Here is a 21,392-nt window from a genome sequence, read left to right as displayed (position 1 = left end):
GACGAACCAGTTCGTCAAATGACCAACCGCTCCGGAGACGGATAAGTTCGTCATGGACGCAAAGAAAGCCTGAAAGCACCGATTGCAGCGGCCCAAAATTGATGCTAGCGGAGGCGCCCATGTTCGACTTTGCCTCGATCCGGTTCGACCGACGACGAAAGGGCGCCCGCGCTTAAGAAGCGTCGACTGGCGAACGCTGCCGCTTTGCAGCAAACCTTCCTCGATACCGGAACGCAAAGACCATGAGCCTTGCCGACGTGAAATACCTGCCGGAGACTCCGGCGCATGACCCTGAAATCGAAGCCATCAACGACGAGGCCTTCGGTCCGGGTCGTTTCGTGCTTGCCGCCTACAAGATCCGCGAGTCGGGAGGACATGACCGCTCGATGTCCTTCGTCGCCGTCAAGGACGGTACGGTCATCGCTTCGGTGCGCATGACGCGCGTGGCAGCGGGCGCCGGACGCGCCATGATGCTCGGCCCTCTTGCGGTGCGCCCCGGCTACAAGAATCTCGGCATCGGCCGCAAGCTGGTCGCGATCGCGCTGGAGGCGGCCAGGACGGCCGGCGCGCCCGCCGTTATCCTGGTTGGCGATGAGTCATACTATGGACCGCTTGGCTTCAAGCGCTTTCCGCGCGGGCAGATCACCATGCCGCGCCCGGTCGATCTCGATCGGTTGCTGCATCACGAGATCAAGCCGGGCGCCGTCGCCCGCTTTGCCGGCGATGTCTGCCACGCCAACATGACGAGGGTTGCGGAACTTGTCCCGGCCGTGGCGCGGTCGGCCGCTACCGCGCAGGCATCTGCCGACCCGCCTGTTGCTGTTGCGCCTCCTTTGCGCGCTTCGTAGCATAATCCGATTCCTGGGAGGCTTGCATGAACCCGAACGGCCAGATCGCGATCGTCACCGGCGGCGGGTCGGGCCTTGGCGAGGCGACGGCGCGAGCGTTGGCGGCCAAGGGCGCCCGTGTCGCCATCCTCGACGTGGACATCGAGCGCGCGGCGAAAGTCGCGGCCGACATCGGCGGCATTGCCGTCCGATGCGATGTCGGCAGCGGCGACAGCGCTACGGCCGCGATCGCCGAAGTGGCCGAAAAGCTCGGGCCGCCGCGTATCCTGGTCAATTGCGCCGGCATTGCCATCGGCATGAAGACGATCGGCAAGGATGGACCGCATCCGCTCGACCAGTACCGCAAGGTGATCGAGATCAACCTGGTCGGCACCTTCAACATGATCCGCCTCGTCGCCGACCGGACGGCAAAACTCGATCCGCTCGCCGGCGGCGAGCGCGGCGTCATCGTCAACACCGCCTCCGTCGCCGCCTATGACGGTCAGATCGGGCAGGCCGCCTATGCGGCTTCCAAGGGCGGCGTCGTCGGCATGACGCTGCCTGTGGCTCGCGATCTGGCGCGATCCGGCATTCGCGTCTGCACCATCGCGCCCGGCATCTTCAGGACGCCGATGATGGCCGGCATGCCGCAGGAGGTGCAGGATTCGCTCGGCGCTTCCGTGCCCTTCCCGCCGCGGCTCGGCGAGCCGTCCGAATATGCGTCGCTTGCGCTCCACATCATCGAGAACCAGATGTTGAATGGCGAGACCATCCGCCTCGACGGCGCTATCCGCATGGCGCCGAAATAAGCGGGGATGTCTGGCTCGCCGACAGGCGCCGGTGCTTCCACCGGAAAGACCGGGCCGCTCGCCGGCCTGAAAGTGATCGAGATGGCCGGGCTTGGTCCGGTGCCGCTTGCCGCCCTGATGCTGTCCGAAATGGGCGCCGACGTGCTGCGCATCGAACGCGCCGATGCCAGCCAGCCGCTTCTGAGCCTGCCCGAACAATACGATCTCGACCGCCACGGCCGTTCCATCCTGAAGCTCGACCTGAAGAACCAGGCGGGCGCGGAACTGCTGCTGCGCCTCGCGGCAGGGGCCGACGTGCTTGTCGAAGGCTTCCGCCCCGGCGTGATGGAGCGGCGCGGCCTCGGGCCGGATGCCGTTCTGCAGCGCAATCCGGCGCTGATCTATGGCCGCTTGACCGGATTCGGACAGGACGGGCCGCTGTCCGGGCGTGCCGGGCACGACATCACCTATCTCGCTTATGCGGGCCTTTTGCATGCGATCGGCAGACAGGACGCGCCGCCGGTGCCACCGCTCAACCTCGTCGCGGATCAAGGCGGCGGCGCCATGATGCTGATTGCCGGCGTGCTCGCCGCTCTTTTCCAGCGTTCGCGCAGCGGAAAGGGCCAGGTGGTCGATGCCTCGATGATCGAGGGAGCCTCGATGCTCGCCGCACCCATCCACGCCTATATGGCGGCGGGTCTCTGGAGCGACAGGCGCGGCGAGAACCTGCTCGACTCCGGTGCGCCGTTCTACGATACATATGAGACGGCGGACGCAAGGCACATTGCCGTCGGCTGCCTCGAACCGCGCTTCTTCGCCGAGTTCGCCAGGCTGCTGCCGCTCGACGAGCATTTTGTCCGCAGCCAGTATGAAAAGTCATCGTGGCCCGCGATGCGCGCCGCCATCGCCGGCCGGATCAAGGAGAAGACGCGCGACGAATGGGCCACGCTTTTCACCGTGACCGACGCTTGCGTGGCGCCCGTGCTGTCCCTGGTCGAAGCCAGGAACCATCCGCACAACCGCGCCAGGAGAAGCTTTGTGAGGTCCGGCGAGCTCGACCGCCCGGCGCCGGCGCCGCGTTTCTCGCAAAACCCGCAGACGCTTTCCGCGGCGCCGGACGTCGCAGATCGCGAGCCTGCGGACATATTGACCCGTTTCGGCGTGAGCGAAGACGAAATCGCAGCCCTTGCAAAGGCAGGTGTACTCGGCCGATAACCGGAGAACCAAAATCAACTTATCTCGGGTGAACCTGTGACCGAACCGAAGAAGGATGTCATCCGCGAGACCGACGCCGAGGCGATCAGGCTGGCGAAAACCCTGATCCGCTCGGCGCGGTTCGGCGCGCTCGCGGCGATCGAGCCTGGCACCGGCGCGCCGCTGGCAAGCAGGGTTGGCGTCGCCACCGACATCGACGGCGCGCCGTTGATCCTGATCTCGATGCTGTCCGCCCACACCGGGGCGTTGCTCGCCGATCCGCGCTGTTCGCTGCTGCTTGGCGAACCCGGCAAGGGCGATCCGCTGGCGCATCCGCGCATCAGCCTGGCATGCCGGGCCTTGCGGCTGGAGCGGGGATCGGCCGATCAGATCCGAGCTGAACGTCGCTATCTCAACCGCAATCCGAAGGCGAAGCTCTATGCCGGGCTCGGCGACTTCTCGTTCTTCCGGCTCGAGCCCGAGCGCGCCAGCCTGAATGGCGGCTTCGGCAAGGCCTTTCTTCTCGACCGTGATGATTTCATCACCGATCCCGCCGCTATCGACGAGTTCGCCGGCAGCGAGCAGGCCGCACTCGATCACATGAATACCGACCATCGCGACGCGCTTGCTCTTTACGCCCGTCATTTCGGCCGCGCCGAAGGCGACGGCTGGATCGTCACCGGTTTCGACCCCGATGGCATGGATCTCGCCGTCCCCGATGCGACCTGCAGGATTTTCTTTCCCCGGCCTTTGCAAAGCGCGCGCGAATTGCGTTCGGTGCTTGTCGAGATGGCCAAAACGGGACGTGCGGCCGAGCAAGAGCGATAGTTGATCGCGCGCCGGCAAAAGCAACGCTTGAGATTTAGATGAAATGATCTACCTTTGTAGTGGCGCTGATTCAGCAGCGCCTATCGACATCTGAACATCGTGGAATCAGGCGCCATTGCCCCCTGGCGTCTGGATGAGCCAGGACCCTTGGGGGATCTATGATCTCAAATAAGCTAATCGCCAATGCGGAATCGGCGGCCGCCTTTCTCACGCTCATGGGCAACGAAAAGCGCTTGTTGATCATGGCTCACCTGATCGACGATGAAATGTCGGTCGGCGCCATCGCCGAGAAGGTGCAACTCAGCCAGTCCGCGCTGTCGCAGCATCTCGCCAAGCTGAGGGCGCTCGATCTCGTCGAGACCCGGCGCGACCGCCAGATGATTTACTATTCCTGCAAATCCGAGGCGGTGCGGGAATTGCTGCGCATGCTGGAAGGCATTTTCGGCGACGGCGACCTTTCACAGATGGCTTATCGGTTGCGCCGCGCCGGGGCTTGACCCGCGCCATCCAAAGCCCCTTATCTCGCTGGCAATTTTTGCCGGCGAGATTTGGATGAACCTCATCCCCATCGACGATCCTCGGGACCCGCGCGTCGCCGCCTATCTCGACATCCGCGAGCGCGACCTCGTCGGCCGGCATGGTCGCTTCGTCGCCGAAGGCAAGGTCGTGCTGGACCTTCTTCTGTCGAGCGGACGCTTCGCCGCCGAGTCTGCCCTCATCCTCGAAAACAGGCTGGCTGGCGTGCAGGACATCTTGCGCAAGGCGCCCCCGGGTTTTCCGGTCCATGTCGCCGCCGGCGAGGTCATGGACCAGATCGCCGGCTTCCACATGCACCGCGGCATCCTGGCGATCGGCTTGCGTGGCGATCCGGCACCCGCCGAGATTCTGATGGAAACCTTGCCCCGGCGTGCCTTGGCCGTCGTCCTGGTCGGCATATCCAATCACGATAATATGGGCGCGATCTTCCGCAATGCGGCGGCCTTCGGCGCCGACGCGGTGCTGCTCGACCAGACGTGCTGCGATCCGCTCTACCGCAAGGCAATCCGTGTTTCGGTCGGTGCGGCGCTGAAGGTTCCCTTCGCGTCCTTCGGCGACACCGGAACGTTCACCGCGACACTCGATCGGCTTGGCTTCGCCCAGTTCGCACTATCGCCGAGCGGCACCACCGACATCCGGGCCGCGCCACATTCGGCCAGGCTGGCGCTCTATCTCGGCACCGAAGGCGAAGGCCTGCCGCAAGACCTGCTTGCCCGGTTGCACACGGTGCGGATCGGCATGGCGGAAGATTTCGACAGCCTGAACGTCGCCGCCGCGTCGGCCATCGCGCTGCATCACTTTTCAAGGGCCGCTGATCCGCCGGCCGGATAGCGGGAACACCTCTTGTTCAGTTGGACGAACCGGCCTTCTGCAAAGCCCTGACACGATCGGCAAGGCTGACGCCGCGCCCATTTTGCTGCCCCTCGCCCGCCAAGGCCTTCGCGATAGGCGAGTCCGGCCCGTCGAGCTTCATCGTCAGATTGACCACCTCGGCTGCCAGTTCGTTCATTTGTTGGCGGAGACCGGCGCCGGAGCGTGCGTCGCCCGCCGATTCGGGCATTGCCGCGCCCGACGCGGCGGCAAGATCGGCCTTCAGCCGCTTGTTCTCGCGCGCCAGCGCCGTCAGCCTCGCCTCCAGCCGTTCCCGATCGCCATCGAGCCTGGCGATTGCCTTGTCGACATCGTCGCCTTTCGCATCCGTTCCGGCAGCCGGCCGCGCAACGCCGGTTGCAGCGCTCTCCTTCGAACGTTCGCGCATTCGGGCGAGATCCTTCTCGCGGCGGTCGAGCTTTTCCTCGCGGTCGGCAAGCGTCGCGAGCAGCCGCTCGACCTTCTTGTCCAGCTCGGCCGTTTTCTTCTTCTCCGCCTTCAGCGCTTCGCGTGCGGCCTTGCTTTCCGACGCGACCTCCTGATTGCGTCGGTCCGCCTCCCTGCGCTGGCCTTTGAGCAACGCGATGTCACTGGCCAGCTTTTCCAGCTCCGATTCGCGGGCAACCAGCTCGATCTGCCGGTTCGAGGACGAGAAGCTGGCGTCGTCATACATCTGCTCGAGCTTCTGCAACTCCAGCGCGCGCTTCCCCAACGCCCGCTCCGTCTGCGCGTGCTTCTCCGCCAGGCGGTGCAACTCCTCCTCGCGCTGCCTGAGCTCCGCAGTCTTGGCCTGCAGATCGGAAAGCGCCTGGTTCTTGTCCTTTTTCTCGACCGCGAGCTCCTTCAAAGCCTCGTTCGCGCGGCCGATCTCCACCAGCTGCTCAGCGACCTTTTCCTGAAGGTTCTTGACGGTTATCTCCAGCCGGCGCGTCGTCATGGCATATTCCGCCCGCACCCGGTCCTTGTCTGCCTGGATTTCGGCCGGCGTCAGCGGCAGCGAAGCCTCGAGGCGCCTGCGCGTCAGGACAACGGCTCGCCGCCAGACCGCCGGCGCGACCAGCGACGCCAGAAAAACGGCGCAAAGGAAACCGAGTACGAAGAACAGAACCGACTGGACCAAGGCGTGCTATCCACTTTACGGCGCGGCAATCGCTGGATTGTGCCAGCTTGGCATGGCGGAAATTCAACGCCGCGGCAAGAGCTTGCCGCGGCGCGATTAGCACTGTCCGAGCGATCGTAGCGAGCGCAATCCGATCAGAACGGGTTCCAGGTCGGCCTTTCGGTGAGCTTCAGATAGCCGAGATTGACTCCCAGACGAGCGCCGACGCCGGTGCGGATCGGCACGAGCAGCACCCGGTTGCTCTGCAGCACGTTGAAGCCAACGCCGGCGATGACATAGGCTGAGCCGGCAACGCCGCCGAAGCGGTTATAAAGGCTGCTGATGTCGTCGAGGTTATAGACCAGCATCATCACCCGGGACCCCTCGCCGCCGAAATCCCAGCCGAGCGAAGGGCCTTGCCAGAACACCTTATGGTCGCCGGCGTTCTTGGTGTAGAGCGTCCCTTCGCCATAGGTCAGGCCGCCGATCAGGGCGCCGGATCCTTCCTCGCCGAGCAGGTAGCCATTGGGCAGGCCGTAGGAGGCGAAGATCTTCTCGACGACGGTGGCCAGGCCGCCGGATGTCTCGCCGAAGAATTTATGACCGGAGTCGACGATTTCCTGAGCGGTGTACTGCTGAGCCCGCGATGCCGAGGTCGAAAGGACCAAAGCTGCCAGGAGTGTGATGGTCATGGTGAGGACGCGGACGAACGTCCGGTCGTAGTATCGGGAAAACATGCTTCCAATCTCCGTCAGGGAGCACTTTCGCCGACGCCTCGCACCCCTGCGGCTCTTGCCGGCCGTTCGGGGTGGCTATCACTGGCAAATTATGCCGTAATCCTTTTTCAACCATTAAGCTCCCACACGAAGATGGCGGTTCGAAGGCTGGGCTTTTGCCGCTGCGGCGGGTTTCCTCCCGCGAACACACCATTTTCGCCGTCGATGATTTTGGATTTGTTGATGCGCGCTCGGGCCCTGTGTATTCAGAAAGCCTTGGAAAAGAGCGTGATTCGTGGGGGCAGGCGCGAAGACGGTCGCTCGGCCATGAACAAATGACTTAAGCAGGGATTTCGCCGATGGCCGAGCTTTTCACCCTTTCCGCGCCAGATCTCGCGGCGCTGCTTTGCAGCCGTGTCTGCCACGACATCATTTCGCCGGTCGGCGCAATCAACAACGGCCTCGAGCTGCTCGACGAAGGCGGCGCCGACGAAGACGCCATGAAGCTCATTCGCCAGAGCGCCAAGAACGCCTCGGCGCGATTGCAGTTTGCCCGCATCGCCTTCGGCGCCGCGGGTTCCGCCGGCATGATGATCGACACGGGCGATGCCGAGGCCGTGGCCATCGCCTTCTTGAAGAACGAAAAGCCGGAACTGCTGTGGAACGGCCCCCGTGCGCTGCTTCCTAAGAACAAGGTCAAGCTGCTGCTCAACCTCATTCTCGTCGCCAACGCGGCCATACCGCGCGGCGGCAAGCTGGTGGTCACGCTGGAAAGTCTCGAAACCGAGCCCCGTTTTTCGCTGTCGGCCAGTGGCCCGATGCTGCGCGTGCCGCCGAAATTCCTCGAACTGCATTCCGGCCACAAGCCGGAGGAGCCGATCGACGCCCATTCGGTCCAGCCCTATTATACGCTGCTTCTGGCGCGCGAGGCCAATATGACGATCTCGATCCACGCGACCGCCGAGGAGATCGTGCTGACGGCTGCCTAAGAAAAACTGAAGTATCTTTATTGCTAATATTTTTGCTGGCGGCGCAGATTGAGCAATGCCAGCCGCGATCCATGTAATCGCGCTGCGGGGCCAAGGCCGCGCGATACCGTGTTTGGAAAAACTTTACCTAACGGCTTTTCGGCTTCTTTACCAGATTGGCCTATGGTGCTTTGCGGTCACCCCGAGATTGCGGTTCGGCAGATGGTAAAGAGGACCCGGACATGAAGCGCTGCCTGTTCGTCGATGATTCGAGCGTCATCAGGAAGGTCGCAAAACGCATTCTTGGCGGCTCGGACATGATTGTCGTCGAGGCCTCGACCGGAATCGAGGCTACCGACATTTGCGCCGGCGACATGCCCGATGTCATCGTCATCGACGGTGGTCTTGCCGACGTCCCGGCCGTGGACCTTATTCGCCGCATCCGTGCTATCGAAGCGCTCATCAAGCCGCAGATCCTGGTCTCGCTGGTCGAGGTCGACGTCGCGGCGATCATGCGCGCCAAGCGCGCCGGCGCCCAAGGCTATCTGCTGAAGCCCTTCAACCGCGCGCAACTGCTCGAAAGCTTTCGCGTCCTGAAGATAGCCGCCTGATTCGCCGGAACCGTTTTCAAGCAAAAACCCGGCCTGAGCCGGGTTTTTTTCGTTCGAATCACCTGGATCGCTTATGCGCTCAAGCAAAAACCCGGCCTGAGCCGGGTTTTTCGTTCGAATCGCTGGGATCGCTTATGCGCTGACGCGAATATCTTCCGGCTCGCGCAGCACATAGCCGCGGCCCCACACCGTTTCGATGTAGTTCTGACCGCCGGACGCCGCGTCTAGTTTCTTACGCAGCTTGCAGATGAAGACGTCGATGATCTTCAGCTCCGGCTCGTCCATGCCGCCATAGAGATGATTGAGGAACATTTCCTTGGTGAGCGTCGTGCCCTTGCGCAGCGAGAGCAGCTCCAGCATCTGATATTCCTTGCCGGTCAGGTGCACGCGCTGACCGCCGACCTCGACCGTCTTGGCGTCGAGATTGACCACAAGGTCGCCGGTGGTGATGACCGACTGGGCATGGCCCTTCGAGCGGCGCACGATCGCGTGGATGCGCGCCACCAGCTCGTCCTTATGAAAGGGCTTGGTCATATAGTCGTCGGCGCCGAAGCCCAGGCCGCGCACCTTGTCCTCGATGCCGGCCATGCCGGAGAGGATCAGGATCGGCGTCTTGACCTTGGAAAGGCGCAGCGTGCGCAGGACTTCATAGCCCGACATATCGGGGAGATTGAGGTCCAGAAGGATGATGTCGTAGTCGTAGAGCTTGCCGAGATCGACACCTTCTTCGCCGAGATCGGTCGTATAGACGTTGAAGCTCTCCGATTTCAGCATCAGTTCGATGCTCTGTGCGGTTGCACTGTCATCTTCAATCAGCAGAACACGCATTTCATTCCCCTTTTCTGCTGCCGGACCGTGTCACGACCCGTCCGGGACCCGGAGCAGTGATTGCCTGAACAGAAGGTGCCACCGACTGGTTAACAAATCCTAATTTCGTGCCATCCACGATACCAGATTTTTTAACCCCTTTCTACACCCACTTGAATCTAATAATGAATCACAGACTAAAACCGCTAATGCACCACATTAAAAAGTCAGCCTAAGTGACTCCAGGGACTCGCTGGCCCGGGCTTCCCGCCGCAGCCGGAATTTTTACCCGGCCTTAAGTCCTCGCCCGTATGATTAACAATGCCCGTAAACGAATGGTTACCGCCGGCGAAAATCTTTAGGGCTTTGTTTCCCATAGCCCAGGGAAAGCCGGGGGAAACGGGCGGCGCTTAGGTCTTTCCGGGCGGACTGGACGGTATTGCAGGTGTGCGTTTGCGGAGTATCGAGTCATGAAGTCACGTGAAAACCTCGTTCGACTGAAGCAGTTTCAGGTGAATGAGAAGCGGCGGCAGCTCTTGCAGCTGGACATGATGATCGCCGAGTTCGAGCGCATGGCCGTCGAGCTGGAAGCGCAGATCATCGCCGAAGAGAAAAAAGCCGGCATCACCGACATCAACCATTTCGCCTATCCGACCTTCGCCAAGGCGGCTCGCTTGCGCCGCGACAACCTCAGGAATTCACAAAGCGACCTCGCCCAGCAGCGAAGCACTGCCGAATCATTACTCGGCGAAGCTGAAGCGGAGCTGTCCAAGGCCGAGATGCTGGAATCGCGCGATACCAAGGTCCGCGAGGCCGAAACGGGCGGCCGCAGCGCCATGATCGGCTGATCGCCGGGCATAGTCGCAGTCATGCCGGAGACCTGCCGGCATCTTCAGAACCGGCAATCGGCAGAAATCGGCCTCGCTGTCTTCACGGCATAGCGGCCTTCTCGCCGCGATCGGCCGATGCCCTGGTTCGGGCATCCTTGATTTCGGATGCATGCTCTTCCGCCCAGGAGCGGATCTGGCTGAGCAATCCCGCAAGATTCCGCCCAAGCTCCGTCAGTTCGTACTCAACGCGCGGCGGGATCACCGCGAACACCTCGCGCCGCACGAGACCGTCGCGCTCCAGCACGCGCAGCGTCTGAGCCAGCATTTTGGGCGTGATGCCCTCCAGCTTGCGCGCCAGCTCGCCATTGCGCAGCCGGCCGCGCCACAGCGCGCAGACGGTGAGATAGACCCATTTGCTGGCCAGCATCTCGAGCACCGTATGCGACGGGCAGGTGCGCCGGAACGCGTCGTAGCCGCAGGAGGATCTGTCTTCGCTATCCATAAGGTGCCTATATATACAGAAGGTACATACTCGACAATCGAATATTACTATCCAAATGATAGCAGGCACATCCACTCGAACAGGAGGCGTTCATGCGTGCCGTTATCCAGACTTCCGTCGGCGGACCCGAGGTCCTTTTCGTGGCCGAGCAGCCCGACCCCGAGCCCGGGCCCGGTGAAGTGCTCGTCCGCGTCAAGGCGGCAGGCCTCAACCCGGTCGACGGCGCCGTGCGCGGCGGGTTCTACCCGCTGCTCGGCGAACCGCCTTTCATCCTTGGCTGGGACATTTCCGGGACCGTCGCGGCGCTCGGAGACGGCGTGGCCGCCTTTGAACTCGGCGACGAGGTGTTCGGCATGCCGCGCTTCCCCAAGCAGGCCGGCGCCTATGCCGAGCTCGCCGCGGCGCCGGTGGACGAGATCGTCGCGAAACCTGCCGCCATTGACCATGCCCATGCGGCTGCATTGCCGCTGGCCGGGCTGACGGCCTGGCAGGGCCTCGTCCGCCATGGTGGCCTGCAGGCAGGGCAACGCGTGCTGATTCACGCCGGCGCCGGCGGCGTCGGCCATCTGGCGGTGCAGATCGCCAAGGCGCGCGGCGCCTGGGTGGCATCGACCGTCAGTCCGGAGAAAACCGACTATGTCGGCTCGATCGGCGCCGACCAGGTGATCGACTACACCAGGGACGATTTCACCGGGAAGGTCGGCAATGTCGATCTCGTGCTGGACCCGATCGGCGGCGACCACGCCGATAAGTCGCTGGAAGTGCTGCCTGACGGCGGCGTTCTGGTGTCGCTGCTCGACGTTCACGACGCCACCAGGGCGAAGGCCAAGGAGCGGAACATCCGCGTTGAACGCATGTCTGTAGTGCCTGATCGCGAGGGCCTTGCCGAACTCGCCAGGCTGGTCGATGCCAAAAAGCTGATGCCGCATGTGGCCAAAGCTTTCCCGCTCGACCAGGCGTCGGCCGCCCATGCCTTCCTTGCGACCCGACCCATCGGAAAGGTCGTGCTGACTGTTTGAATGGAAGGCCGCTTCAAAAGCGAAGGGCGCGGAGTCCCGCGCCCTTGCTCGTTTTCGGCCGGCAGCTTAATGCCGGTATTGCTGGATTCGCGTGGTGCGCAGCCCGGCAAGACCGTATTCGTCGATCGATGCCTGCCAGGAGAGAAATTCTTCGGTGGTGAGCTTGTAGCGCTGGCAGGCTTCCTCAAGGCTGAGCAGGCCGCCGCGCACAGCAGCGACCACTTCCGCCTTGCGCCGGATAACCCAGCGCCGCGTGTTTGTCGGCGGCAGATCGGCGATCGTAAGAGGGCTGCCGTCGGGCCCAATAACATACTTGACTCTAGGTCTAACCAGATCGGTCATCGTACTCTCTACTAAAAACTCAAAGACCCAATCCCCGCCACAGTACCGTCACAGCTTTAAAAATTGCCTAAGCGAACCCTAATGACTAAGTAAGGATCGTGAACGCCCGGTTAGGATTTCGTTTAGAATTTGAAACACCGGCCTCCGGGCCTTGATTTTGCCGGTGAACTCGTCTTGGCCGCAAGCTGGCGCATGCGTGGCGCTTGACCTATATTCCGGCCGTTGGCATTGAGCGCCGCACAGTGAAAGCATCATGAACAGCCTCGATCTCCCTCGCCGCCCCGAAGAAACCCGCGTCGTCGTCGCGATGTCGGGTGGTGTCGATTCCTCGGTGGTTGCCGGCATCCTCAAGCGCGAAGGCTATGATGTCGTCGGTGTGACGCTGCAGCTTTACGACCACGGCGCGGCCACCCATCGTGCCGGCTCCTGCTGCGCCGGACAGGATATCGATGACGCGCGTCGCGTCTCGGAGACGCTCGGCATCCCGCATTACGTGCTCGACTACGAGGAACGTTTCCGCAAGGCGGTCATCGATCCCTTCGCCGAAAGCTATGTCGCCGGCGAGACCCCCATCCCTTGCGTGTCCTGCAACCAGACTGTGAAGTTTGCCGATCTTTTGGCGACCGCCCAGGATCTCGGCGCCGACGCCTTGGCCACCGGCCATTACATCCGTTCGCGCGCCAATGGCGCGCATCGTGCGCTTTACCGGCCGGTCGACGCCGACCGCGACCAGAGCTATTTCCTGTTTGCCACCACGCAGGCGCAGATCGATTATCTGCGCTTTCCGCTCGGCGGCCTGTCGAAGCCGCAGGTCCGCGCCATTGCTGAGGAAATGGGCCTGACCGTCGCCGCCAAGCAGGACAGCCAGGACATTTGCTTCGTACCGCAGGGCAAGTATTCCGACATCATCGCCAAGCTGAAGCCGGCCGCCGCCAATCCCGGCGACATCGTCCATATCGACGGCCGCGTGCTCGGCCGCCATGAAGGCATCCTGCGCTACACGATCGGCCAGCGCCGCGGCATCGGCATCGCCTCTGGCGAGCCGCTCTATGTCGTCCATCTCGACGCCGACCGGGCGCGCGTCATCGTCGGCCCGCGCGAGGCGCTGGAGACGCACAAGATCTATCTGCGCAACATGAACTGGCTGGGCGACGGACCGCTGTCGGATGTTCCGGCCGGCGGGGTCGAGCTCTTCGCCAAGGTCCGCTCGACCAGGCCGCCGCGTCCGGCCGTGCTGCATCACCGCGACGGCGTGACCTCCGTCGAGCTGGCCGACGGCGAGTCGGGCATCGCGCCGGGGCAGGCTTGCGTGCTCTATTCCGACGACGGCAACGAGGCGCGGGTGTTCGGCGGCGGCTTCATCGAGCGCTCCGAGCGCGGCGCCGAGGCCGAGGCCATGCTGTCCCGGCTTGCCGCAAGGCCGGCGCAAATCCCGGCCGAATGACCCAGCTCGCCTTTCCACCAATTTCGTTGAAGGTCAGATCCTCGCCGAAGGTGCGTTGAGATTCAGGTCAGGCCGAGCCGAAAACGACGGGTTTCGAGAACCGGAGCGGAGCGTACTAGAGGTACGTGAGCACCGGAAGCGGAGGAACCTGGCGTTTGCAGGCCGGCATCACCTGAATATCAACGTGCCTCAGGCGGACGAGCCGGTATGGATCACCGTGCCGGCAGTCAGGATGCGCAGCACTCTTATCGCTTCCTCGCCGTCGGTGCGCGGTTCGGCGCGCGTCTCGATGCATTGCATGAAATGGGCAAGCTCGCGCGTCAGCGGCATGCCCTCGCCGACGGCCACATAGGCAGGCTCGTTGGCGGTGAAGGCCCACTGGCCGCTGTCCTGCCACACCGCGTGGCGGTAGACGGCAAGCTTGCGCTCCCAGGGCTCGACGTCGTCGAACACCGCCATCGCCTTGGTGCCGACGACCGTCAGCCGCCGCTCGCGATAGGGATTGAGTCGCGAGGCGAAGAGATGGCTGCGCAATCCGTTCGGGAAGCGCATATGCAGATGCGCGAAGTCGCTGAGATTGTCGAGGAGTGCTGCCCCCTCGCCCCTCACTTCGATCGGCTCGGTGCCGGTGATGGCGAGGATCATCGACAAATCGTGCGGCGCCAAGTCCCAGAGAGCGTCGTTTTCGGTATGAAACTTGCCAAGGCCGAGCCGGTGCGAATGGATATATCGCACCTCGCCGAGCTCGCCATTGTCGATCAGCGCCTTGAGCGTCTCGAATGCGGGATGAAAGCGCAACACATGGCCGACCATGAAGACGCGGCCATTGTCCTTTGCCGCCTTCACCGCGCGCTCGGCGTCGGCGACCGTCAGCGCGATCGGCTTTTCCACCAGCACGTCCTTGCCGCTTTCGACGGCCCGCACCGCGGTGTCGGCATGAAATTGCGGCGGCAGCGCCATGACGATGGCGTCGATGTCGTTGCGCTCGAACAGCCTGTCCGGCTCGATCGCCAGGCAATCCTGCTCGCTGGCGAAACCTTCGGCGCGGGCGCGGTTGGCGTCGGAAACGGCATGGAGCGCGCCAAGCGCCTTGAGGGTGCGGATATGGTTGCTGCCCCAGTATCCGCAACCGAGGACGGCGATGCGCGGCTTCATTCGCTCAAACTCTAGAATTTCATGGCCGAGACATAACGACGTGCCCCGACGAACTCAACCCCGGGGCAGGCCCTGAGTGTCTGTCCGGCAAAGCTTTTCTGGGATGAGATCATGACTGCCGGATTATGCCTGCATGTCGGCCGCTTCGAAGCTTGACAGGCCGACCCTCCCAACCTTATATCCGCGCGACCTCGGCGAACACCTTGAAACAACCCATCCGTCCAGGACGGTTTTTCGGGCCATTTGCCACCCTGGCGGGGTAGCTCAGTTGGTTAGAGCACGGGAATCATAATCCTGGGGTCGGGGGTTCAAGTCCCTCTCCCGCTACCAGCCTTTTCACTAAGCCATTGATTTCACTAGTAAAAATTGGTCGTCAAGGCCAAACTGGCCGCAACGCAGAGATTAGCTAAGTCTTTGATTTTGCGTTGTTCAGCGAAAGCCGACCCGTCAAGGGATGCGCTTTTGATCCACATCGTCTTCCCAAAACCGCTGCGCACTTTTGGGTGGCATGCATCAGCTTGGGCAGAAAGCCGAATGCAGCGCCTCGATAACAGTCAGCACTTCCGGCCTGGTGATGCGGTAATAGACGGTCGTCCCTTCGCGACGGGCTTCGACCAGCCCATCGGCCCTGAGCCGCATAAGCTGTTGCGACATCGGCACCTGGTCGATGTCGAGAAGTTCTCGCAATTCGGCCACCGAGCGCTCCTCGTTGCCGAGTGCGCATAGCACGAGCAAACGCTGTGGATGGGACAGGCTCCGAAGCAGCTCGGCCGCCCTGCCTGAGGCCGGGATCAAATCTCTTACATTCATGTTCTTGAATTTATAATCTTTGAATGTTACATGCAAGCTTGCCATTCGGGCTCTTCGACGCCGTCACCTTACAATTGCGTCGCCCCGTTTGGAAATTGAGCCCGATCAACGCGGAACGCGACTTTCCCGCGCAGGATGCCACGAAGATCGAACCAACGGGAGGGTATCATGTCCCACATCGTCGTCCTCGGAGCAGGTCTCGGCGGCACGATCATGGCATACGAAATGCGCGAAAAGCTGCGCCGAGATGACCGGCTGACCGTCGTCACGCTCGGCACGTCTTATTCCTTTGTGCCCTCCAATCCCTGGGTGGCCGTCGGCTGGCGGATGCGCGATGACGTCACCGTCGATCTGTTGGATATCTTCAAGCGTCGCGGCATCGCGCTGCGCCACGAGGGCGCGAAGAAGGTGCTTCCGAAGGAAAACCGCGTCGAACTCAATGACGGCTCCCTCGTCGACTACGACTATTTGATCATCGCGACCGGCCCCGACCTTGCCTTCGACGAAGTGCCGGGTCTCGGACCTGCCGGCCATACCCAATCCATTTGCCACATCGATCATGCCGTCGCCACGCGGGCGAGGTTCGACGAATTGGTCCGCAAGCCCGGCCCGATGGTCGTGGGCGCGGTCCAGGGCGCGTCCTGCTACGGTCCGGCTTACGAATTCGCCTTCATCCTCGACACCGCGCTGCGCAAGGCCAAGGTGCGCGACCGCGTGCCGATGACCTTCGTCACGCCGGAGCCCTATATTGGCCATCTCGGCCTTGACGGCGTCGGCGATACCAAGGGCCTGCTCGAGAGCGCCATGCGCGATCGCCACATCAGGTGGGTCACCAACGCCAAGGTGACCTCGGTCGACGCCGGTGTCATGCATGTCGAGGAAGTCGACGACGACGGTGCGACCAAGGCCAAGCATGACCTGCCCTTCGCCTTGTCGATGATGCTGCCGGCGTTCCGGGGTGTCGACGCCGTCAAGGGCATTGAAGGCCTCGTCAATCCGCGCGGCTTCGTCACCATCGACAAACATCAGCGCAACCAGGCTTTTCCGAATGTCTTCGCGATCGGCGTCTGTGTGGCCATTCCGCCGGTCGGCAAGACGCCGCTTCCCGTGGGCGTGCCGAAGACGGGCTTCATGATCGAATCCATGGTCACGGCCACCGCCGAGAACATCGGCGCGCTTCTGCGCGGCGAGGAACCGAGGGCCGTCGCGACATGGAATGCGGTCTGCCTCGCCGATTTCGGCGATGAAGGCATAGCCTTTGTCGCGCAGCCGCAGATCCCTCCCCGCAACGTCAACTGGTCTTCACAGGGCAAGTGGGTGCACGCGGCGAAGGTCGGGTTTGAGAAATACTTCCTCCACAAGGTGCGACAAGGAAAGAGCGAGACCTTCTATGAGGGGCTGGCGCTCGACGTTCTCGGCATCAAGAAACTCAAGGCCATCCACATCGAGCCGGCCGAATAGGCACGGCGGTATCCAGGAGAAAAACGATCATGACGATAGACAGGGCAGTTCTCATGTTCGCGGGCTTCATGGTGCTGATATCGCTCGCACTCGGCATCTATTATTCGCCCTACTGGTTCCTGCTGACCGCATTCGCCGGGCTCAACATGATGCAGGCCTCGGTCACGGGTTTCTGCCCGGCAGCGATGGTCTTCAAGAAGCTCGGCTGCAAGCCGGGCGTGGCGTTCAAATAACGGCACGTCATCGAGCAATTGGCCGCTAGCCGGGAGACGGCTCAGTCGCCTCCCGGCCCGTTTCAATCGACGAGAGAAGCGTAATGAGAACCATACGATCGGCCCTCGCGAACATTGTTCTGATCGGCGCCGCCGGCCTTGTCGCGGTCGATGCACGTGCCGCCGATTTCATAGTCAAGGCCGCGGCCATCACCGAGATGAAGGCTGTGTATGGACAAGTGGAGAGCCGCACCATCCTGCCGGCCAGGGCGAGGATCTCGGGAACCGTCGCCTCCATCCGCGTCTCGGAGGGCGTCCAGGTAAGCAAGGGCGACGTGATCGCCACGGTTGTCGACGACAAGCTCGCCTTGCAACTCAGAGCCGCCGACGCCAAGATCGCGGCGCTGAATTCGCAACTCGATAGTGCCCGTACCGATCTGCAACGCGCGCAGGACCTGCTCGCCAAGGGTGCCGCCGCCCAAAGCCGGGTCGACGCCGCGAAGACGCAATTCGATGTCGTCACGAACCAGCTGGCGGCTGCGATTGCGGAGAAGGCGGTCATCGAGCAAAGCTCCAGGGAGGGCGATATCCTGGCTCCGGCCGATGGCCGGGTACTGACCGTGCCGGTCGCCACCGGCTCGGTGATCATGACGGGCGAACCTGCGGCACGGGTGGCGTCGGGCCAGTACTATCTGCGACTGTCCTTGCCGGAGCGGCATGCCGTCGAAATAACGGAAGGCGCCCGCGTCGACATCGGCGAACGCGGCACGGGTACCAATGCCGGCTTCGTCAAGGCTAGCGAGGGGCGGATCGCCAAGATCTACCCCGAGATCGAGAATGGCCGCGTGATTGCCGACGTCGAAGTCGTCGATATCGGGACCTATTTCGTCAATGAGCGCACGCTCGTTTCCATACCGGTTGCCAAACGGACCATACTGGGCGTTCCGCCCGAGGCACTCAGGACCGTCCACGGCATAGACTACGTCACGGTCGAGACGGCGGACGGCCCGCTCGAGGCCGCGGTCGTGCTGGGCGGGGAATTCCAGGACGCCGGCCAGCCGCGCGTCGAAATCCTGAGTGGTGTTGCCGATGGCGACAAGGTCGTCCTGCCATGAAACTCGGCATCGCCGGCTGGCTTACCCGTTCCTTCATCGCATCGCCGCTGACGCCTCTGTTCCTGCTGGCCGCGCTGGCGCTTGGGCTTGTGGCCTTGGTCACGTTGCCGCGCGAGGAGGAGCCGCAGATCTCCGTGCCCATGGTCGACATCCACGTGTCCGCCAACGGCCTGAAGGCCGAGGATGCCGTCAAGCTCGTGACCGAGCCGCTGGAGACGATCATCAAGGGCATAGACGGCGTGGAGCACGTCTATTCCCAAACCATGGACGACGGCGCGCTGGTGACCGCGCGCTTCAAGGTCGGCACCAGCTCTGACGCCGCGATCTTGCGTGTCCACGACAAGGTCCGCGCCAACATGGATCGTATCCCCGTCGGGATTCCGGAGCCGCTGATCGTCGGGCGCGGCATAGATGACGTCGCCATAGTGGTGGTGACGCTGACGCCGGCGCCGCAAGCGGCGTCACGCTACACTTCGGCGGACCTGACGCGTCTTGCGCATGAGCTGCAGGTTGAGGCCGCAAAGCTTCCCGACATCGGCCTCACCTACATAGTCGGGGAGCAGCCGGAGGAGATCCAGGTCGAGCCGGATCCGGAAAAGCTTTCGCTGTATGGCATCACGCTGCAGCAGGTGACGGGCAAGATCGCGGGCGCCAACCGGTCCTTCCAAATCGGCACAGTGCGCGACCAGGGCAATCAGCGTGTGCTGGTGGCCGGCCAGACGCTGCAGGCTTTGTCCGACATCGGCAACCTGCTGCTGACGGCTCGCGACGGGCGGCCGGTCTATATCCGCGACGTGGCCAGCGTCGTGCTCGCGACGTCGCCGGCGGAAAACCGCGTCACCAACATCGTCAAGTCCGACACCGGTCTCGAACGGACGCCGGCCGTGTCGGTTGCGATCGCGAAGCGACCAGGCACCAATGCGGTCGTCATCGCCGATACGATCGTCAAGCGCCTCGAGCAGGTGCGCGGCCAGGTCTTCCCGAAGGACGTGGAGATGCGCGTGACGCGCAACTACGGCGAGACGGCCAATGAGAAGGCCAACGAGTTGCTCTTCCATCTGGGGCTGGCGACCGTCTCCATCGTTCTCTTGGTCGCCGTCGCCATCGGCTGGCGGGAAGCTCTGGTGGTGGCCGTCGTGATACCCACGACGATCCTGCTGACCATGTTTGCATCGCGCATCATGGGCTACACGCTGAACCGCGTCAGCCTGTTTGCGCTGATCTTCTCCATCGGCATTCTCGTCGATGACGCGATCGTGATCATCGAGAACATCGCGCGCCACTGGGCGATGAACGATGGACGTTCGCGCACCCAGGCGGCGATCGACGCGGTCGCCGAGGTCGGCAATCCCACCATCGTGGCGACGCTGACCGTGGTGGCCGCGCTGCTTCCGATGCTGTTCGTCTCCGGCCTCATGGGTCCCTATATGAGCCCGATTCCGGCCAATGCCTCGGCGGCGATGCTTTTCTCCTTCTTCGTCGCGGTGATGCTGACGCCGTGGCTGATGCTGAAGTTCGGCGGAAAAACCGGCGCGCATGGCCATGCCGGCAGCGCGCATGGCGGCGTGCTGGGGCGGGTCTACATCGCGGTGGCGCGGCCGATCTTGAAGTCGCGCCTCCGGGCATGGACCTTCCTTCTGGTCGTGGGTATCGCCACGATTGGGTCCATGGCGCTGATCTACACCAAGCACGTAACGGTCAAGCTTCTGCCCTTCGACAACAAGACCGAACTCCAGATCGTGGCGGACCTGCCCCGGGGCTCGTCGGTCGAGGACACCAACCGGCTGCTGCAGGCAGCCGTGAACCGGCTGGCCTCAGTGCCGGAAGTGGTTTCGTTCCAGACCTACGCAGGCGCCTCCGCGCCTTTCAATTTCAACGGCCTGGTGCGCCACTACTACCTGCGATCGAGCCCCGAACAGGGCGACATCGCCGTCAACCTGCTTCCCAAGGGCGACCGCAACCGGGCCAGTCATGCCATTGCGCTCGACTTGCGCGATCGCTTGAAGGGAATGGCGATTCCGGCGGGCACGGTGCTGAAGGTGGTGGAGCCGCCGCCGGGGCCGCCGGTGCTCGGCACGTTGCTGGGCGAGATCTACGGCCCGGATGCCGAGACCCGCCGCGCGGTCGCGGCCAAGGTTCGCGAGACCTTCGCAAGCATCCCGTTCATCGTCGACATCGACGACAGCTTCCACAACCCGCCGGAACGGCTCCGGCTATCAATCGACCAGGACAACCTGGAATATTACAAGGTCGAGCAGGCGGACGTGTACGACACGCTGAGCTATCTCTACGGCGGGACCACGGTCGGCTACTCGCACCGAGGCGGCGGACGACTGCCGATCCCGATCCGCATCGCCTTGTCCAAGACAAACGGCGTGGTCGATCAGCGCGCCCTGGCAACACCGGTGGCCGCAAACGCGCTGCCCGGCGCGCGCGATGTTGTCGAGCTTGGCGACGTCGTGCGGGTGAGCCGGGAGCCGGCCTCCTACCCGATCTTCCGCCACAACGGACGCCCGGCCGAGATGGTGATCGGCGAACTGGCCGGCGCGTTCGAGGCGCCGGTCTATGGCATGCTCGCCGTGGACGATGCGATTGCCAAGGCGGACTGGGGCAGCGTCCCAAAGCCGGCCATCGCGCTGCACGGCCAGCCGGACGACGAATCCAAACCCACTCTGTTGTGGGACGGCGAATGGGAGGTGACCTGGATGACGTTCCGCGACATGGGCGCCGCCTTCATGGTGGCTATCCTCGGCATTTATATCCTGGTCGTCGCGCAGTTCGGATCGTTCAAGCTGCCGCTGGTCATCCTGACCCCGATCCCGCTGACACTGATCGGCATCATGCTCGGCCACTGGGCCTTCGCCGCGCCCTTCACGGCCACCTCGATGATCGGCTTCATAGCGCTAGCCGGCATCATCGTGCGCAACTCGATCCTGCTGGTGGATTTCATCCGTCACGCCAGGGGGACTGACGGACCGCTCGTCGGTGTGCTGCTCAAGGCCGGCGCGATCCGCTTCAAGCCGATCCTGCTCACCGCGCTCGCGGCAATGATCGGCGCCGCGGTGATCCTGACCGATCCGATTTTCCAAGGCCTCGCCATATCCCTACTGTTCGGCCTTGCCTCCTCGACGCTGCTGACCGTGCTTGTCATTCCGGCGATCTATGTGGCGCTGCGCGGTGGCCCGCCCGCCGATGCTGGATACAGCGAAGCTGTCGCAGCACCGCTGACCGAATATCCCGAGCCAGCAAACCGTTAG

Annotated in this window: 22 protein-coding genes and 1 tRNA gene; 16 read left to right on the top strand and 7 right to left on the bottom strand. The window is 63.1% G+C overall.

Going from position 1 to position 21,392, the window contains the following annotated elements; translation table 11 throughout:
- Positions 1–242: 242 nt before the first annotated feature.
- The 6 genes from FJ425_RS15985 to FJ425_RS15960 all read left to right on the top strand — a co-directional run bounded on the left by FJ425_RS15985 (position 243) and on the right by FJ425_RS15960 (position 5,005).
- Positions 243–848: an N-acetyltransferase gene (locus tag FJ425_RS15985; RefSeq protein WP_140689015.1), complete on the top strand. Its 606-nt coding sequence runs from the start codon at positions 243–245 to the stop codon at positions 846–848.
- 26 nt (positions 849–874) lie between these two features.
- Positions 875–1,636: a 3-hydroxyacyl-CoA dehydrogenase gene (locus FJ425_RS15980; RefSeq protein WP_140724782.1), complete on the top strand. Its 762-nt coding sequence runs from the start codon at positions 875–877 to the stop codon at positions 1,634–1,636.
- Positions 1,637–1,642: 6 nt separating this feature from the next.
- Positions 1,643–2,830, top strand: coding sequence for a CaiB/BaiF CoA-transferase family protein (locus FJ425_RS15975; protein WP_140724779.1), 1,188 nt, complete (start codon positions 1,643–1,645; stop codon positions 2,828–2,830).
- A gap of 36 nt (positions 2,831–2,866) precedes the next feature.
- The gene (locus tag FJ425_RS15970) at positions 2,867–3,637 is read left to right on the top strand and encodes a HugZ family protein (protein WP_140635325.1); all 771 of its coding nucleotides are present in this window, start codon (positions 2,867–2,869) and stop codon (positions 3,635–3,637) included.
- Positions 3,638–3,795: 158 nt separating this feature from the next.
- Positions 3,796–4,134, top strand: coding sequence for a metalloregulator ArsR/SmtB family transcription factor (locus FJ425_RS15965; RefSeq protein ID WP_095766438.1), 339 nt, complete (start codon positions 3,796–3,798; stop codon positions 4,132–4,134).
- Positions 4,135–4,189: 55 nt separating this feature from the next.
- Positions 4,190–5,005, top strand: coding sequence for an RNA methyltransferase (locus FJ425_RS15960; RefSeq protein ID WP_140543496.1), 816 nt, complete (start codon positions 4,190–4,192; stop codon positions 5,003–5,005).
- A 16-nt stretch (positions 5,006–5,021) separates the two neighbouring features.
- On the opposite strand, the gene FJ425_RS15955 is transcribed toward FJ425_RS15960, so the two are convergent.
- Positions 5,022–6,164 carry a hypothetical protein gene (locus FJ425_RS15955; protein WP_140543494.1) on the bottom strand — a complete coding sequence of 381 codons (1,143 nt, stop codon included), beginning with the start codon at positions 6,162–6,164 and terminating at the stop codon, positions 5,022–5,024.
- A gap of 134 nt (positions 6,165–6,298) precedes the next feature.
- Positions 6,299–6,835, bottom strand: coding sequence for an EipA family protein (locus FJ425_RS15950; protein WP_224514585.1), 537 nt, complete (start codon positions 6,833–6,835; stop codon positions 6,299–6,301).
- A gap of 383 nt (positions 6,836–7,218) precedes the next feature.
- Between FJ425_RS15950 and FJ425_RS15945 the strand changes: the two genes are divergently transcribed.
- Complete coding sequence (locus FJ425_RS15945) at positions 7,219–7,848, top strand: histidine phosphotransferase family protein (protein WP_095766435.1); 630 nt, start codon at positions 7,219–7,221, stop codon at positions 7,846–7,848.
- Between the two features lie 221 nt (positions 7,849–8,069).
- On the top strand, positions 8,070–8,438 hold the full coding sequence (locus tag FJ425_RS15940) for a response regulator (RefSeq protein ID WP_140635323.1): 369 nt from the start codon (positions 8,070–8,072) through the stop codon (positions 8,436–8,438).
- A 132-nt stretch (positions 8,439–8,570) separates the two neighbouring features.
- Here the strand turns inward: FJ425_RS15940 and ctrA are convergent, their stop codons facing one another.
- Entirely contained in the window at positions 8,571–9,266 is a 696-nt protein-coding gene (ctrA, locus tag FJ425_RS15935; RefSeq protein ID WP_006203583.1) for a cell cycle two-component system response regulator CtrA, read from the bottom strand.
- Between the two features lie 449 nt (positions 9,267–9,715).
- On the opposite strand from ctrA, the gene FJ425_RS15930 reads away from it, so the two are divergent.
- A complete protein-coding gene (locus FJ425_RS15930; RefSeq protein ID WP_140724776.1) occupies positions 9,716–10,093 on the top strand; it encodes a flagellar export protein FliJ in 378 nt (125 codons plus the stop codon).
- A gap of 82 nt (positions 10,094–10,175) precedes the next feature.
- Here FJ425_RS15930 and FJ425_RS15925 read toward each other — a convergent pair whose 3' ends face one another.
- The gene (locus FJ425_RS15925; RefSeq protein ID WP_140724773.1) at positions 10,176–10,577 is read right to left on the bottom strand and encodes a helix-turn-helix domain-containing protein; all 402 of its coding nucleotides are present in this window, start codon (positions 10,575–10,577) and stop codon (positions 10,176–10,178) included.
- A gap of 92 nt (positions 10,578–10,669) precedes the next feature.
- Here FJ425_RS15925 and FJ425_RS15920 point away from each other — a divergent pair, with 92 nt between their 5' ends.
- Positions 10,670–11,596, top strand: a complete 927-nt coding sequence (locus FJ425_RS15920; protein ID WP_140724770.1) for an NADP-dependent oxidoreductase — start codon at positions 10,670–10,672, stop codon at positions 11,594–11,596.
- 66 nt (positions 11,597–11,662) lie between these two features.
- On the opposite strand, the gene FJ425_RS15915 is transcribed toward FJ425_RS15920, so the two are convergent.
- Positions 11,663–11,938, bottom strand: coding sequence for a DUF1153 domain-containing protein (locus tag FJ425_RS15915; RefSeq protein WP_006203587.1), 276 nt, complete (start codon positions 11,936–11,938; stop codon positions 11,663–11,665).
- A gap of 253 nt (positions 11,939–12,191) precedes the next feature.
- On the opposite strand from FJ425_RS15915, the gene mnmA reads away from it, so the two are divergent.
- Entirely contained in the window at positions 12,192–13,382 is a 1,191-nt protein-coding gene (mnmA, locus tag FJ425_RS15910; RefSeq protein WP_140724767.1) for a tRNA 2-thiouridine(34) synthase MnmA, read from the top strand.
- 189 nt (positions 13,383–13,571) lie between these two features.
- Here mnmA and FJ425_RS15905 read toward each other — a convergent pair whose 3' ends face one another.
- Positions 13,572–14,537 (bottom strand): Gfo/Idh/MocA family oxidoreductase, encoded by a 966-nt coding sequence (locus FJ425_RS15905; protein WP_140632081.1) that lies wholly within the window; start codon positions 14,535–14,537, stop codon positions 13,572–13,574.
- Between the two features lie 253 nt (positions 14,538–14,790).
- Here FJ425_RS15905 and FJ425_RS15900 point away from each other — a divergent pair.
- Positions 14,791–14,867 (top strand) — tRNA-Met (locus FJ425_RS15900).
- Positions 14,868–15,050: 183 nt separating this feature from the next.
- Here the strand turns inward: FJ425_RS15900 and FJ425_RS15895 are convergent.
- Positions 15,051–15,347 (bottom strand): metalloregulator ArsR/SmtB family transcription factor, encoded by a 297-nt coding sequence (locus FJ425_RS15895; protein WP_140541845.1) that lies wholly within the window; start codon positions 15,345–15,347, stop codon positions 15,051–15,053.
- Between the two features lie 168 nt (positions 15,348–15,515).
- Between FJ425_RS15895 and FJ425_RS15890 the strand changes: the two genes are divergently transcribed.
- The 4 genes from FJ425_RS15890 (at position 15,516) to FJ425_RS15875 (ending at position 21,392) form a co-directional block, all read left to right on the top strand.
- Complete coding sequence (locus FJ425_RS15890; RefSeq protein WP_140724764.1) at positions 15,516–16,808, top strand: FAD/NAD(P)-binding oxidoreductase; 1,293 nt, start codon at positions 15,516–15,518, stop codon at positions 16,806–16,808.
- A 29-nt stretch (positions 16,809–16,837) separates the two neighbouring features.
- Positions 16,838–17,041 (top strand): DUF2892 domain-containing protein, encoded by a 204-nt coding sequence (locus FJ425_RS15885; RefSeq protein ID WP_140632086.1) that lies wholly within the window; start codon positions 16,838–16,840, stop codon positions 17,039–17,041.
- A gap of 83 nt (positions 17,042–17,124) precedes the next feature.
- Positions 17,125–18,135, top strand: coding sequence for an efflux RND transporter periplasmic adaptor subunit (locus FJ425_RS15880; protein ID WP_140632089.1), 1,011 nt, complete (start codon positions 17,125–17,127; stop codon positions 18,133–18,135).
- Positions 18,132–21,392: an efflux RND transporter permease subunit gene (locus FJ425_RS15875; RefSeq protein WP_140632091.1), complete on the top strand. Its 3,261-nt coding sequence runs from the start codon at positions 18,132–18,134 to the stop codon at positions 21,390–21,392. Before FJ425_RS15880 ends, FJ425_RS15875 begins: the two co-directional genes overlap by 4 nt.

Source organism: Mesorhizobium sp. B2-7-2 (assembly GCF_006440775.1).
Lineage (GTDB): Bacteria > Pseudomonadota > Alphaproteobacteria > Rhizobiales > Rhizobiaceae > Mesorhizobium.
Note: the sequence above shows the minus strand (reverse complement) of the source record. Positions and strands in the feature narration are given on the sequence as shown.